Here is a 12,871-nt window from a genome sequence, read left to right as displayed (position 1 = left end):
CAGTCCATCCTCGCCTCGCAGGCCGCGCCTGCCGGCTATCCGTGCTGGTCGACCTTCAGCCCCTTGACCGGGTTGGCGAGCACCTCGTTCATCTTCTGCTCGTCGAGCTGATCGCAGTAGCGCGCCACCACCAGGGTCGCCACACCGTTGCCGATGAGGTTGGTCAGGGCCCGCGCCTCGGACATGAAGCGATCTATCCCCAGGATCAGCGCCAGTCCGGCGAGCGGCAGGTGCCCCACCGCCGAGATGGTGGCCGCCAGCACGATGAAGCCGCTGCCGGTGACCCCGGCCGCCCCCTTGGAGGAGATGAGCAGCACCACCAGCAGGGTGAGCTGCTGGAACAGATCCAGCGGCGTATTGGTCGCCTGGGCGATGAAGACGGCCGCCATGGTCAGGTAGATGGAGGTGCCATCCAGGTTGAAGGAGTAACCGGTCGGGATCACCAGGCCCACCACCGACTTCTTGCAGCCGAGCGCCTCCATCTTCACCAGCATGCGCGGCAATACGGATTCGGAAGAGGAGGTGCCCAGCACGATCAGCAGCTCTTCCCGGATGTAGGAAATAAAGCGCACTATGCTGAAACCATTTGCCCTGGCAATGCTGCCCAGCACCATGAAGATGAATAGCAGACAGGTCACATAGAAGCAGGCAATTAACTGACCGAGCTGGACCAGGGAGCCGATACCATATTTTCCTATGGTAAACGCCATGGCACCAAAGGCGCCAACCGGTGCCAATTTCATGATCATGTTGATGATGCCGAAAATAACCTGGGAGAAGCTGTCGATCATATTGAAGACCAGTTTCCCCTTCTCGCCGATATGATGCAGGGAGAAGCCAAACAGCACCGCAAACAGCAACACCTGAAGAATGTTGCCGCTGGCAAAGGCGCCGATCACGCTGCCCGGGATCACGTCAAGCAGGAAGGCGATGATGCCCTGGGACTTGGCTTGCTCGGCATAGGCCGAGATGGTGCTGGCATCCAGCGTGGCGGGATCCACGTTCATGCCGACCCCGGGTTGCAGCAGGTTGACCACGCACAGCCCGATGACCAGGGCTATGGTACTCACCACTTCAAAGTAGAGCAGCGCGATGGCACCGGTTTTCCCCACCGCCTTCATGCTCTCCATGCCGGCGATGCCGGTCACCACGGTGCAGAAAATAACGGGGGCAATGATCATCTTGATTAATTTCACGAAGCCATCACCCAGCGGCTTCATATCAGCCCCGAGGTCGGGATAGACATGTCCCAGAAATACCCCCAGGGTGATCGCAAGCAGCACCTGGAAATAAAGGCTGCTGAATACTTTCTTGTGCATGATTAACGTCCTGTTAATTAATTGACAGCTCATATGGCAGAAATAGGCATGCAGGGAGCCGTCACGAGAAAATATCCTTCTCTCGCCGGCGTCATGCTATTTCGTCATCGCAACGGCGCCACTTTCACACGTTATAAGAAGCAATTAAGAGACATTAATCACACAACATATTTAACATCATTAACACCACGGCAACCTTGATATGTTTGGTCGGTGATGTATTTAGGAGTCCAATGAAAACATTGCTGGATAAAAAAATGCCCCGCATGGCGGGGCATTTGGCATCACTCAACCGGCGTGCTGGATCAGACGGAGGTATCCAGGGGCTCGAAGCCCTTGATGAGATCGTCGATGGCCTTCATCTGCTTGAGGAAGCCTTCCAGCTTCTCCAGCGGCAGGGCGCTCGGGCCGTCGCAGCGGGCGATCTTGGGATCCGGGTGGGATTCGATAAAGAGACCGGCCAGACCGACTGCCATGCCGGCACGGGCCAGCTCGGTCACCTGCTCGCGGCGACCACCGGAGGCCGCCCCCAGCGGGTCGCGGCACTGCAGGGAGTGGGTCACGTCGAAGATGACGGGGTAGCCGCCGGTGCTCTTCTTCATTACGCCAAGGCCCAGCATGTCCACCACCAGGTTGTCGTAGCCGAAGTTGGCACCGCGCTCGCACAGGATCAGGCGATCGTTGCCGCACTCCTCGAACTTGTCGGTGATGTTCTTCATCTGGCTCGGGCTCAGGAACTGCGGCTTCTTGATGTTGATGACGTTGCCGGTGCGGGCCATAGCCTCCACCAGATCGGTCTGGCGCGCCAGGAAGGCGGGCAGCTGGATGACATCCACCACTTCCGCCACCGGCTTGGCCTGATGGGGCTCGTGCAGGTCGGAGATGACCGGCATACCGAAGGTCGCCTTGAGCTCCTGGAAGATCTTCATCCCCTCTTCCAGACCCGGGCCGCGGTAGGAGTGGATGGAGGAGCGGTTCGCCTTGTCCCAGCTCGCCTTGAACACGAATGGTATGCCCAGCTTGCTGGTCACTTCCACGTACTTCTCGCACACCGCCATCGCCATGTCGCGGGATTCCAGCACGTTCATGCCACCGAACAGCACGAAGGGCTTGTCGTTGGCGACGTCGATCGCGTTGATCTTGATATTCTTCTGTTCCATCTCAGCATCCTTAAGTGAAAGGGCTTCCCCAGAGGCCCTCAATGGAGGGGCTTGGGGCTAAGATCCAGGCTGGCCAGCTGGGTTTTCAGCACGTCGGCCACAGGATCGTCCGGGCATTGTTCAATAAAGTATTCAAAATCGTCGGCGGCGAAACGGGGGCAATCGAGCTGCTCGTAGATGAAGCCCCTGTCCCGCGTCTCCAGCGGATCACCTGGCTTCATGCGCAGCAGCAGCTCGCTGGTGCGCAGCGCCTCGGCCATGCGCTCCTCCCGCAGCAGGGCCCCCTTGCTGACGTTGAGCAGGCGTTCGATGATCTCCCACTGCCCCGCAGGCTGCAAATGGTCATCGCTCAGGGTCGCCAGGTTGCCGAGGGCCCCGCGCAGCAGCAGCTCGATGCGGTGCAGGCTCAGCTCGTCCCCGTTGAAGGGGTCCACATAGACCTCCCCCTCCAGGCCGGCGAAGCTCACCAGGAAATGGCCCGGGAAACAGATCCCCTCCACATCCAGGCCAATCTTGCGACCCAGCTGGATGATGAGGATGCCAAGGCTCACCGGTATGCCCTTGCGCTGCACCAGCACCTGGTTCAGGTCGCAGTTGGCGGCAGAGAAGTAATCCTGCCAGTCGCCCCGAAACCCCAGGGTCTGGTAGAAGCCCTGCAACAGCTGACGGCGCACCTCGTCACAGTCCCCTTCGACTATGGCCTCGTCCAGCCAGCTATCGAGGCGGGCCAGCTCGGCCTCTCCCGCGCCGCCATGGCCCAGGATCTCGTCGCTCACCGACAGCGCCAGTTCGGCCAGGTCGTGGGCCTCGAAGTCGGTCCACTCATCCACACGTATCATCGTCGTCATCCCTAACCGAACAGGTTGGCCTGCTTTTGCACCGCCAGCTTGGCGATAAAGAAGATCCACCCCAGGGCGCCCAGGAAGGCAAACCAGCGGATGCTGTTGCTGCGCGCCAGGCGCAGCGCCATCATGCCGAGGAAGGCCACCGCCAGCACGGCGCTCAGCTTCTCGCTGAGCCAGGGGATCCCGTTGTTGAGGGGATTGAGATCCAGCACCATGCACAGCAGCACGCCGGAGAGCACCACCAGGCCATTGAGCCAGCCGCTCAACGTCAGGGTACGAGCGCTGCCGGCACGGCTCGAACCGGTCTGCAGCCAATAGAAGCGCAGGATAAACATCAGCACGGCCCCGACTATCAGGGTGAGGTGCAGATGTTTGAGAGCAACATACATATGATTTCCTTGCACAGGGGCGGACAGTTCCGCCCGTCATCATCACGGCGCCAGACGACCCAGGGTCACCCGCTCGTTATCCCCATAATCCCGCACGGTTTCCACCTGGCAGTAACCCTGTTGCAGCAGAAGCTGACGCACCGCGGCTCCCTGCTCCCAGCCGTGCTCCAGCAGGAGCCAACCCCCCGGGCACAGATGGGCGGGGGCACCGGCGACTATCTGGCGAATGTCCGCCAGCCCCTGCTCGTCCGCCACCAGGGCGGAGCGCGGCTCGAAACGCACGTCCCCCTCGTCGAGATGGGGATCCGCCCCGTCGATATAGGGCGGATTGGAGACGATCATCGCAAAACGCGGTGCATCCGCCAGGGGCGCGAACCAGCTGCCGTCCCGCACTTCGATGGGCAACCCCAGGGCGGCGCTGTTGGCGCGGGCCAGGTCGGCGGCGTCCGGCATCCGATCCACCGCCCATACATCGGCATCGGGCCGCTCTGACTTGAGCGCCAGCGCGATGGCGCCGGTGCCGGTGCCGAGATCCAGCAGGGCGCAGGGGCCGGCCGGCAAGCGTGCCAGCGCCTGCTCCACCAGCACCTCGGTGTCCGGGCGCGGGATCAGGGTGGCCGGGCTCACCTTCAGCGGCAGGGACCAGAACTCCCGCTCGCCGATGAGGTGGGCTATGGGTTCACCGGCCAGCCGACGGTCAAGCCACCCTTGCAGGGTGACCTGCTGGGCGGCATCGAGCTCGCGCTCCGGCCAGGTCATCAGGTAGCTGCGCCGGCAACCCAGCAGATGGCAGAGCAGCGCATCGGCGTCGGCACGGGGGGATTCCCCAGAGGCCAGGGTCGCCATGATGTGGGCACGAGCCTGCTGGATCTGCATGGGCATTAGTTGCTCTCGGCCAGGGAGGCGAGCTGATCCGCCTGGTATTCCTGCACCAGGGGGGTGATGACGCAATCCAGATCCCCTTCGAGGATCTCCCCCAGCCGATAGAGGGTGAGGTTGATGCGGTGCTCGGAGAGGCGACCCTGGGGGTAGTTGTAGGTGCGGATGCGCTCGGAGCGATCCCCAGAGCCCACCAGGTTGCGGCGGGTGCTCTGCTCGGCGGCACGGTGACGCTCGTCCTCGGCCGCCTGCAGGCGGGCGGAGAGCACCGACATCGCCTTGGCGCGGTTCTTGTGCTGGGAGCGCTCATCCTGGCACTCCACCACCAGCCCGGTGGGCAGGTGGGTGATGCGGATGGCGGAGTCGGTCTTGTTGACGTGCTGACCACCGGCCCCGGAGGCGCGGAAGGTGTCGATCTTCAGCTCGGAGGGGTTGATCTCGATCTGTTCGGCTTCCGGCACTTCCGGCAGCACGGCCACGGTACAGGCGGAGGTGTGCACCCGGCCCTGGGATTCGGTCTCGGGTACCCGCTGCACCCGGTGACCGCCGGACTCGAACTTGAGGCGGCCGTAGACGTGCTCGCCGTCCACCTTGGCGATCACCTCCTTGTAGCCACCGTGCTCGCCGTCGTTGCAGCTGACGATGGAGACGCGCCAGCCCTGGCGTTCGGCGTAACGGGAGTACATGCGGAACAGATCCCCCGCGAAGATGGCCGCCTCGTCACCACCGGCGCCGGCACGGATCTCCAGGTAGCAGTTGTTGTCATCCTTGGGGTCCCGCGGCAGCAGCATCACCTGCAGCGCCTGCTCCTGCTCCTCGAAGGTCGCCTTGGCGAGCGGCAGCTCCTCCTGCGCCATCTCGCGCAGGTCGGCGTCGTCCTCTTCCAGCATCATCTTGGTGGTCTCGAGGTTCTCCTCGGCCTGACGGAAGCGCTGGAAGGCGTGCACTATGTCTTCGAGCTGGGCATATTCCCGGGTCAGGGCACGGTATCTGTCCTGATCCGAGGCGACCCCGGGCTCCCCGAGCAGGGCCTGTACTTCTTCGTGGCGCTCGATGAGGCCTTCCAGCTTTCTGATCAATGACGGGTTCATAAATCTTGTGTTCTCGATGGAGGAGGGGCAGCCGGCTGGCCACCCCCAAACTATGACTCTTGTGACAATCCCAGCACCTGGCGCAGCTGGGACAGCTTGTGGCTGTCCCCCTGGGCGGCGGCCTGGCGCAGGGCCTGGGTCGGTGCGTGGATCAACTTGTTGGTGAGGCGGTGGGCCAGGGCCTTGAGCGCCTGCTCGGCATTCTCGCCCTGTTGCAGGGCCAGCAGGGCACGCTGCAACTCTTCATCCGCCACCTGCTGGGCTTGGTGGCGGTAATCGCGAATGAGATCCACCGAGTGCTGGCTGCGATACCAGCCCATGAAGTCGTCGCGCTCTTCCTGCACGATGAGCTCGGCCTCGGCGGCCGCACGCTTGCGGGTCTCGAGGTTCTGTTCGATGATGCCCTGCAGATCGTCCACCGTGTAGAGATAGGCGTCGGAGAGCTCGTCCACCTCGGCTTCGATGTCGCGGGGCACGGCGATGTCCACCAGGAACATGGGCCTGAAGCGGCGGGCCTTGAGGGCGCGCTCCACCATGCCCTTGCCGATGATGGGCAGGGGGCTGGCGGTGGAGCTGATGACGATGTCCGCCTCGTGCAGGTAGTCCGGGATCTCTTCGAGGGTCATCACCTGGGCGCCGAACTCCTCGGCCAGCAGCTGGGCCCGCTGCAGGGTGCGGTTTGCCACCATCATCTGGGTGACGCTCTGCTCGCGCAGATGCCGAGCGACGAGCTCTATGGTCTCGCCCGCCCCCACCAGCAGCACCTTGGTCTGGGAGAGATCGGAGAAGATGCGGCGGGCCAGGCTCACGGCGGCGAAGGCCACCGAGACCGCACTGGCGCCGATCTCGGTGTCGGTACGCACCCGTTTCGCCACCGAGAAGGATTTCTGGAACAGGCGCTCGAGCGAGCCCTTCACCGCTTCCGCCTGCTGGGCGTGGGCGTAGGACTGCTTGATCTGCCCCAGGATCTGCGGCTCTCCCAGCACCAGGGAGTCCAGCCCGCAGGCCACCCGCATCAGGTGGCGCACCGCCTCCTCGTCCTGATGGCGGTAGATGGCGGAGAGCACCTCGCTCGCCTCCAGCGCGTGGAACCGCTGCAGCCAGCTCAGCACCTGCTCCCCCTGCCCTTGCTCCAGGCTGCAGTACAGCTCGGTGCGGTTGCAGGTGGAGACGATCACCGCCTCGCTGACGCCGGGCTGCTCCACCAGCTCACGCAAGGCGCGATCGATGCAGTCCGGGCCAAATGCGACCCGTTCCCGCAAGGCGACACTGGCGGTGTTGTGGTTGATTCCGAGGGCAAGCAGACTCATGGGTGGGTGATGATCGTTTCGTGCACAGGGTATGAAGGCCGACAATTGTACGAGAAAGGGTAAGTCTTTAAAAGCAATACGGCCGCCCCTTATACTGTGGCAAATCTCTTATCCGGAGCACGACCTTGTTGTTGCGTATCTTCTCCCTCGCCTGCCTGCTGGTACTGGCCGGCTGTACCACCACTCAACCCCAGCGGGATCAGGTCAACTGGCAGCAGGAACGGGCCCGTCTCGAGCAGCTGACCCACTGGGAGCTGTCGGGCAAGATGGCCATCATCACGGCCCGCCAGAAGGGCAGCGCCCGCCTCAACTGGCAGCAGAACGGCGATGACTATCGCCTCAACCTCACCAGCCTCATCGGCACCCATATCCTGGAACTCTCCCGCAGCAAGGGGGAGATCACCCTGACCGACAACGAGGGCAAGGTGCATCAGAGCCAGGATGCCGAGGCCCTCGTCTATCAGCTCACCGGCTGGAATATTCCGGTCGCCGGGTTGCTGGAGTGGATCAAGGGACTGCCGGGTGAGGCCGAATTCGAGCTCAACCCCGACGCCAGCCTGGCCTCGGTGCGCGACGGCCAGTGGCAGATCGTCTATGGGGACTACCGGGATCAGGACAACTACCGGCTGCCCCACCTGCTGACCATGACGGGCCAGGGCAGCCGCCTCAAGTTGCAGATCAACCAATGGACCCTGGCGCCATGATGCAGGACTCCATCCGGCAGGCGCCGATCCGCTGGCCGGCACCGGCCAAGCTCAACCTCTTCCTGCACGTCAACGGCCGCCGTCCCGACGGCTATCACGAGCTGCAGACCCTGTTCATCTTCCTCAATCACGGCGACTGGCTGGAATTCGAGCCGCTCGCCGATACCGACCTGCTCACCCTGAGCCCGGCCATCCCCGGGGTGCCGGATGAACAGAACCTCATCATCCGGGCCGCCCGCCTGTTGCAGGCCAGGCTGCCAAGCCCGATGGGGGCCCATATCCGGCTGGAGAAGGTGTTACCCATGGGAGGCGGCATCGGCGGCGGCTCGTCTGACGCCGCCACCACGCTGGTGGCGCTGAATCATCTCTGGCAGGCGGGGCTCGACGAAGAGGAGCTGGCGCAGCTCGGCGTGCAGCTGGGGGCCGACGTGCCTGTGTTCGTGCGCGGCCGGGCCGCGTTTGCAGAAGGGGTCGGCGAGAAGCTGCAACCGGTGGAGCTGCCGAGCGCCTGGTATCTGGTGCTCAAGCCCGATTGCCATGTGGCAACGGCGGCGGTGTTTCAGGATCCCGAGCTGCCCCGCGACACCCCCAGGATGACATTGCACAACCTGCTGGAAGGGGTGTGGAAAAACGATTGCGAATTGCTGGTGAAAAAGCGCCACCCCGAGGTTGCCAATGCGCTCGGCTGGTTGCTAGAATACGCGCCGTCAAGAATGACGGGCACTGGCGCCTGCGTCTTTGCTCAATTTGAAGACGAAGTGGCTGCTCGGAAGGTGTTGGCAAGGGTGCCGGAAGGCTGGGATGGGTTTGTCGCCAAGGGCGAGAACATATCACCACTCTTCGTCACTTTGCAACAAGTCAGTGATTGGGGTATCGCCAAGCGGTAAGGCAGCGGGTTTTGATCTCGCCATTCCTAGGTTCGAATCCTAGTACCCCAGCCAATCTGACATAATGGCGCCCAAGGTGGTGGCTCTGCCGTCCACCCGGGTAATCCGGCGCCACCATGAACTTCCAGAGACCTTGTCCGTTATCTTGATAAATCGTTTGCCCCCAAACGATACGGGTCTGAATCAGACTCCCCACATACTGGATGCAACCCCGAGGTTTCAAACCGTGCCTGACATGAAGCTGTTTGCTGGTAACGCAACGCCGGAACTAGCCCAGAAGATCGCAGATCGCCTGTTTATCAAACTCGGCAATGCTGCCGTAGGTCGCTTTAGCGACGGCGAGATCAGCGTACAGATCAATGAGAATGTACGCGGTGGCGATATCTTCATCATTCAATCCACCTGTGCCCCGACCAACGACAATTTGATGGAATTGATCGTCATGGTGGATGCACTGCGTCGTGCTTCAGCTGGCCGTATCACTGCCGTTATTCCCTACTTTGGTTATGCCCGTCAGGACCGCCGCGTCCGCTCCGCCCGTGTGCCCATCACCGCCAAGGTCGTCGCCGACTTCCTCTCCAGCGTGGGTGTGGATCGCGTGCTGACCGTTGACCTGCATGCCGAGCAAATCCAGGGCTTCTTCGATGTCCCCGTAGACAACGTGTTCGGCAGCCCTGTGCTGCTGGAAGACATGAAGTCCAAGAACCTCGAATCCCCCGTGGTCGTGTCGCCGGACATCGGCGGCGTGGTCCGTGCCCGTGCCATCGCCAAGCTGCTGGACGACACCGACATCGCCATCATCGACAAGCGTCGTCCCCGTCCGAACGTCTCCCAGGTCATGCACCTGATCGGTGACGTGGCTGGCCGTGACTGCGTCATCGTCGACGACATGATCGACACCGGCGGCACCCTGTGCAAGGCCGCAGAAGCGCTGAAAGAGCGCGGTGCCAAGCGCGTGTTCGCCTATGCGACCCACCCGGTCTTCTCCGGCACCGCAGTGGAGAACATCAAGAACTCGGTCATCGACGAGCTGATCATCACCGACTCCATCCCGCTCACCGCGGAGATGAAAGCCGTCGGCAAGGTCAAGCAGCTGACCCTCTCCTCCGTGCTGGCCGAGGCCATCCGTCGTATCAGCAACGAAGAGTCCATCTCTGCCATGTTTGAGCATTGATAGACCCCGTTGTGACAAAAACCGCCGACTGGCGGTTTTTGTTTTTTCAAGCCTGGTCAACGTAATGCCCTGCCCCCGCAGGTTAAGGATGTCCCCATGAAGTGCTTGCGTCTCCTCACTCTCCTCCCGCTGTGCGCCCTGCTCTCTGCCTGCCTGACCGGCCAGCAGGATCCGCCCTTCACCCTGACCCTGGCACACATGAACGACACCCATTCCCAGTTCGACCCGGTCAATGCCGAGCTGAAGGGGCCCCTCTTCGGCAGGCAGGGGGAAACCGACACCCTCTACACCCGCCTCGGCGGCTATCCCCGCCTGCTCACCATGACGAAAGCCTTCCAGGCCGAGGCGCTCGCCAAGAACCAGCCGATACTGCTGCTGCACGGCGGCGATGCCTGGCAGGGCAGCGGCTACTTCAAGCTCAACGAGGGGATGGCCAATGCCGAGCTGCTGAGCCAGTTCGGCCTGGATGCCATGGCCCTTGGCAACCACGAGTTCGATCTCGACAACCAGAAGCTGGCCCGCTTCATCCAGGGTGTGAACTTCCCGGTGCTGGCCGCCAATCTGGACAGCCGCGACGATCCGGATCTGAGCCAGGCCAGCAACCTCAAGCCCTTCGTGGTCTATGCCTTCGATGGCAACCAGAAGAGCCCGGTCACCGATCTCGACCATCTGCCCGCAGACAAGCAGCTGGTCGCCGTCGTCGGGCTGGTGCTGGAGGACATGGTCAACATCTCCCCCAACGTCGGCAAGCTGCGCTTTGCCAAGGAAGTGACCTCGGCCCAGGCCACGGTCGACCTGCTGCAAGCCAGAGGGATAAACCGAATCGTCGCCCTCACCCACATCGGCAACGCCCGGGATCTGGCGCTGGCGGCCAGGGTGAATGGCATCGATGCCATCGTCGGCGGCCACTCCCACAGCCTGCTCGGTGATTTTCGCAACATCGGCTGGGGCAAGACGGGGGAATACGCGGCGCTGGTCACCAATCCGGACGGCGTCGGCCTGACCTGCGTGGTGCAGGCGGGATCCTACGCCCAGGCCATCGGCCTTGCCCGGGTCAGCTTCGACGCCCAGGGCCGGGTCATCGCCTGCAAGGGTCAGAACCAGCTGCTGGCCAGCCGCGACTTCTTCGCCGATCCGGCCCGTCAGCAGACGCTGGACAAGACCCGCAGCCAGCAGGCCGGCAAGTTCATCGACGCCCAGCCCAACCTGGTGACGGTGGATGAGGATCCGCGCCTGCGCGGCATCATCGACAGCCACTACAAACCGGCGCTGGAGCAGGCCTACGGCCCCGTCATCGGCACCCTTCCCGCGCCGTTGCAAAATGCCCGCCGCCCCGGCGACAACGGCAGCGACCACCACGGCTCCGACGTCGCGCCCCTGGTGGCGGAAGGCCAATATTTTTGGGCCAACACCCCGCAGGTGCAGGCCCTGACCGGCGGCCCGGTCGACTTCGCCCTGCTGGCGGTGGGGGGCGTGCGCGCCGACTTGCCCGCCGGTGAACTGCGTGAAGGGGAGGCGGCCCTCAGCCTGCTGCCGTTCAAGAACCCGCTCACCGTGCTGACCCTCTCCGGCGCCGAGGTGCGGGCCCTGTTGACCGAGACCATCACCGCCACCCTGCCCGCCAGCGCCCATGCGGGCAAGTTCCCCTATGGCGGCCACCTGCGTTACAGCTTCCATGAGACCGACGCAGGCAAGGCGGGCCAGCTGACCCGCCTGCAGTGGAAAACGGCCGGGGGTCAGTGGCAGGATCTAGTGGATACAAAGCGCTACCGGGTGGTGACCAACGCCTACAGCGCCAACGGCAACGACGGCTGGCAGGCCCTGGCACGGGCCCAGCGCCAGAGCCCAGAGAATCAGAGTCCAGAGAGCCAGAGTGCCGAGCGGGTGGATCTCGCCTGGGTCGCGGGCCAGCTGACCGCCTTCCCGGTGCTGGCAGTGGCACAGCGCGGCGAACAGCTCAGCGCCGTCTATGGGCCGGGCAAGGCCCTCGACTGCAAGGCGGCCAAGGTGGATTGCGGCACAGACGCAGCCTCGTTCGTGGACTATGTGCGTCATGCCCGCCCCCTGGTGACCGCCCTGGATGAAGAGACGGTGACCCTGCTGCGTGCTGGTCAAGCCGACGTCCCTTGAGCCGCTGCGTCAGAAACGGGCCTGACCAGGCCCGTTTTGGCGATCGTTGGCACCCGGTTCCCGGGTTATTCCCCCCGCTCGCCGAGCTTTGGTTGAGTGATCGCCACTCGGCGGCTAGAATATTGCGTCCCATTGCCCCGGGCCATCCGCTCATGGCAAGTAGCGAGTGAAGACATCAAGCGTGACCCATCAAATCAAACTGATTGTCGGGCTGGGTAATCCCGGCCCCGAATATGCCAAGACCCGCCACAACGCGGGAGCCTGGTATGTGGAGCAGCTAGCCCGCTGGCACAATGTCAGCCTGCGCGAAGAGCCCAAGTTCTTCGGCCACACCGCCCGCTTCCTGGTGGAGGGGCAGGATGTGCGGCTGCTCATCCCGAACACCTACATGAACCTCTCCGGCAAGGCGGTGGCGGCCCTGGCCCGCTTCTACCAGATAGCCCCGGAGGAGATACTGGTGGCCCACGACGAACTGGACCTGCCCCCCGGCATCGCCAAGTTCAAGCAGGGCGGCGGTCACGGCGGCCACAATGGCCTGAAAGACATCATCGCCAGGATGGGCAACAACAATAACTTCTTCCGGCTGCGCCTCGGGATAGGTCATCCCGGTGCCAAGGAGCTGGTCGCCGGTTTCGTGCTGACCAAGGCGCCCAGCAGTGAACAGAGCCTGATCGAGGCCGCACTGGATGAGTCTTTGCGCGCCACCGACATCCTGTTCAAGCAGGACATGACCAAGGCTATGAATCGTTTACACAGTTTCAAGGCCGAGAAAGTTTGAACCGATTTTGGTCGGTGGTGCACTGGACGAATTCCGATCTACACGCCACCGACATCCTGTTCAAGCAGGACATGACCAAGGCCATGAACCGGCTGCACAGCTTCAAGGCCGAGAAAGTCTGAATACAGATGCCTGACCTGAGTCAGGCTCGCACAATATGACAGGGCTGCCCGCGTGGCCCCTCACAGCATCCATCACGTAAGGT

At 63.0% G+C, this 12,871-nt stretch carries 13 protein-coding genes and 1 tRNA gene; 7 read left to right on the top strand and 7 right to left on the bottom strand.

Going from position 1 to position 12,871, the window contains the following annotated elements:
* Nucleotides 1-35: 35 nt before the first annotated feature.
* The 7 genes from ACWPWQ_RS14155 to hemA all read right to left on the bottom strand — a co-directional run bounded on the left by ACWPWQ_RS14155 (nucleotide 36) and on the right by hemA (nucleotide 6,993).
* Complete coding sequence (locus ACWPWQ_RS14155; protein WP_404837995.1) at nucleotides 36-1,319, bottom strand: dicarboxylate/amino acid:cation symporter; 1,284 nt, start codon at nucleotides 1,317-1,319, stop codon at nucleotides 36-38.
* Nucleotides 1,320-1,624: 305 nt separating this feature from the next.
* The gene (gene kdsA, locus ACWPWQ_RS14150; protein ID WP_319912771.1) at nucleotides 1,625-2,479 is read right to left on the bottom strand and encodes a 3-deoxy-8-phosphooctulonate synthase; all 855 of its coding nucleotides are present in this window, start codon (nucleotides 2,477-2,479) and stop codon (nucleotides 1,625-1,627) included.
* Nucleotides 2,480-2,517: 38 nt separating this feature from the next.
* Nucleotides 2,518-3,318 (bottom strand): SirB1 family protein, encoded by an 801-nt coding sequence (locus tag ACWPWQ_RS14145; protein ID WP_139435629.1) that lies wholly within the window; start codon nucleotides 3,316-3,318, stop codon nucleotides 2,518-2,520.
* Between the two features lie 11 nt (nucleotides 3,319-3,329).
* Nucleotides 3,330-3,713, bottom strand: coding sequence for a SirB2 family protein (locus ACWPWQ_RS14140; protein WP_265435833.1), 384 nt, complete (start codon nucleotides 3,711-3,713; stop codon nucleotides 3,330-3,332).
* Nucleotides 3,714-3,755: 42 nt separating this feature from the next.
* The gene (gene prmC, locus ACWPWQ_RS14135; RefSeq protein ID WP_454010100.1) at nucleotides 3,756-4,589 is read right to left on the bottom strand and encodes a peptide chain release factor N(5)-glutamine methyltransferase; all 834 of its coding nucleotides are present in this window, start codon (nucleotides 4,587-4,589) and stop codon (nucleotides 3,756-3,758) included.
* Nucleotides 4,590-4,594: 5 nt separating this feature from the next.
* Nucleotides 4,595-5,683, bottom strand: a complete 1,089-nt coding sequence (prfA, locus tag ACWPWQ_RS14130) for a peptide chain release factor 1 (RefSeq protein ID WP_041205238.1) — start codon at nucleotides 5,681-5,683, stop codon at nucleotides 4,595-4,597.
* Nucleotides 5,684-5,733: 50 nt separating this feature from the next.
* Complete coding sequence (gene hemA, locus ACWPWQ_RS14125) at nucleotides 5,734-6,993, bottom strand: glutamyl-tRNA reductase (RefSeq protein ID WP_139435633.1); 1,260 nt, start codon at nucleotides 6,991-6,993, stop codon at nucleotides 5,734-5,736.
* A 125-nt stretch (nucleotides 6,994-7,118) separates the two neighbouring features.
* Between hemA and lolB the strand changes: the two genes are divergently transcribed.
* The 7 genes from lolB to ACWPWQ_RS14090 all read left to right on the top strand — a co-directional run bounded on the left by lolB (nucleotide 7,119) and on the right by ACWPWQ_RS14090 (nucleotide 12,788).
* On the top strand, nucleotides 7,119-7,697 hold the full coding sequence (gene lolB / locus ACWPWQ_RS14120) for a lipoprotein insertase outer membrane protein LolB (RefSeq protein WP_454010074.1): 579 nt from the start codon (nucleotides 7,119-7,121) through the stop codon (nucleotides 7,695-7,697).
* Nucleotides 7,694-8,584: a 4-(cytidine 5'-diphospho)-2-C-methyl-D-erythritol kinase gene (gene ispE / locus ACWPWQ_RS14115; protein WP_454010073.1), complete on the top strand. Its 891-nt coding sequence runs from the start codon at nucleotides 7,694-7,696 to the stop codon at nucleotides 8,582-8,584. Before lolB ends, ispE begins: the two co-directional genes overlap by 4 nt.
* Nucleotides 8,564-8,638: transfer RNA gene (locus ACWPWQ_RS14110), tRNA-Gln, on the top strand. The genes ispE and ACWPWQ_RS14110 overlap by 21 nt, the downstream gene beginning before the upstream one ends.
* Before the next feature lie 172 nt (nucleotides 8,639-8,810).
* The gene (locus ACWPWQ_RS14105; RefSeq protein WP_139435637.1) at nucleotides 8,811-9,758 is read left to right on the top strand and encodes a ribose-phosphate pyrophosphokinase; all 948 of its coding nucleotides are present in this window, start codon (nucleotides 8,811-8,813) and stop codon (nucleotides 9,756-9,758) included.
* Nucleotides 9,759-9,854: 96 nt separating this feature from the next.
* Complete coding sequence (locus ACWPWQ_RS14100) at nucleotides 9,855-11,888, top strand: bifunctional metallophosphatase/5'-nucleotidase (RefSeq protein WP_454010072.1); 2,034 nt, start codon at nucleotides 9,855-9,857, stop codon at nucleotides 11,886-11,888.
* A 181-nt stretch (nucleotides 11,889-12,069) separates the two neighbouring features.
* The gene (gene pth / locus ACWPWQ_RS14095; protein ID WP_205642226.1) at nucleotides 12,070-12,666 is read left to right on the top strand and encodes an aminoacyl-tRNA hydrolase; all 597 of its coding nucleotides are present in this window, start codon (nucleotides 12,070-12,072) and stop codon (nucleotides 12,664-12,666) included.
* Entirely contained in the window at nucleotides 12,663-12,788 is a 126-nt protein-coding gene (locus tag ACWPWQ_RS14090) for a hypothetical protein (RefSeq protein ID WP_409241606.1), read from the top strand. The genes pth and ACWPWQ_RS14090 overlap by 4 nt, the downstream gene beginning before the upstream one ends.
* The last annotated feature ends 83 nt before the right edge of the window (nucleotides 12,789-12,871 follow it).

Source organism: Aeromonas sp. Marseille-Q7275, from assembly GCF_965119515.1.
The sequence above is the reverse complement of the archived record's forward strand: the minus strand, read 5'-3'. Positions and strand labels throughout refer to the sequence as shown.

What these genes read in the sequence shown, in the direction of transcription:
- ACWPWQ_RS14155 (WP_404837995.1), bottom strand. Translation starts at nt 1,319, where the DNA reads ATGCACAAGAAAGTATTCAGCAGCCTTTATTTCCAGGTGCTGCTTGCG.
- kdsA (WP_319912771.1), bottom strand. Translation starts at nt 2,479, where the DNA reads ATGGAACAGAAGAATATCAAGATCAACGCGATCGACGTCGCCAACGAC.
- ACWPWQ_RS14145 (WP_139435629.1), bottom strand. Translation starts at nt 3,318, where the DNA reads ATGATACGTGTGGATGAGTGGACCGACTTCGAGGCCCACGACCTGGCC.
- ACWPWQ_RS14140 (WP_265435833.1), bottom strand. Translation starts at nt 3,713, where the DNA reads ATGTATGTTGCTCTCAAACATCTGCACCTCACCCTGATAGTCGGGGCC.
- prmC (WP_454010100.1), bottom strand. Translation starts at nt 4,589, where the DNA reads ATGCAGATCCAGCAGGCTCGTGCCCACATCATGGCGACCCTGGCCTCT.
- prfA (WP_041205238.1), bottom strand. Translation starts at nt 5,683, where the DNA reads ATGAACCCGTCATTGATCAGAAAGCTGGAAGGCCTCATCGAGCGCCAC.
- hemA (WP_139435633.1), bottom strand. Translation starts at nt 6,993, where the DNA reads ATGAGTCTGCTTGCCCTCGGAATCAACCACAACACCGCCAGTGTCGCC.
- ispE (WP_454010073.1), top strand. Translation starts at nt 7,694, where the DNA reads ATGATGCAGGACTCCATCCGGCAGGCGCCGATCCGCTGGCCGGCACCG.
- ACWPWQ_RS14100 (WP_454010072.1), top strand. Translation starts at nt 9,855, where the DNA reads ATGAAGTGCTTGCGTCTCCTCACTCTCCTCCCGCTGTGCGCCCTGCTC.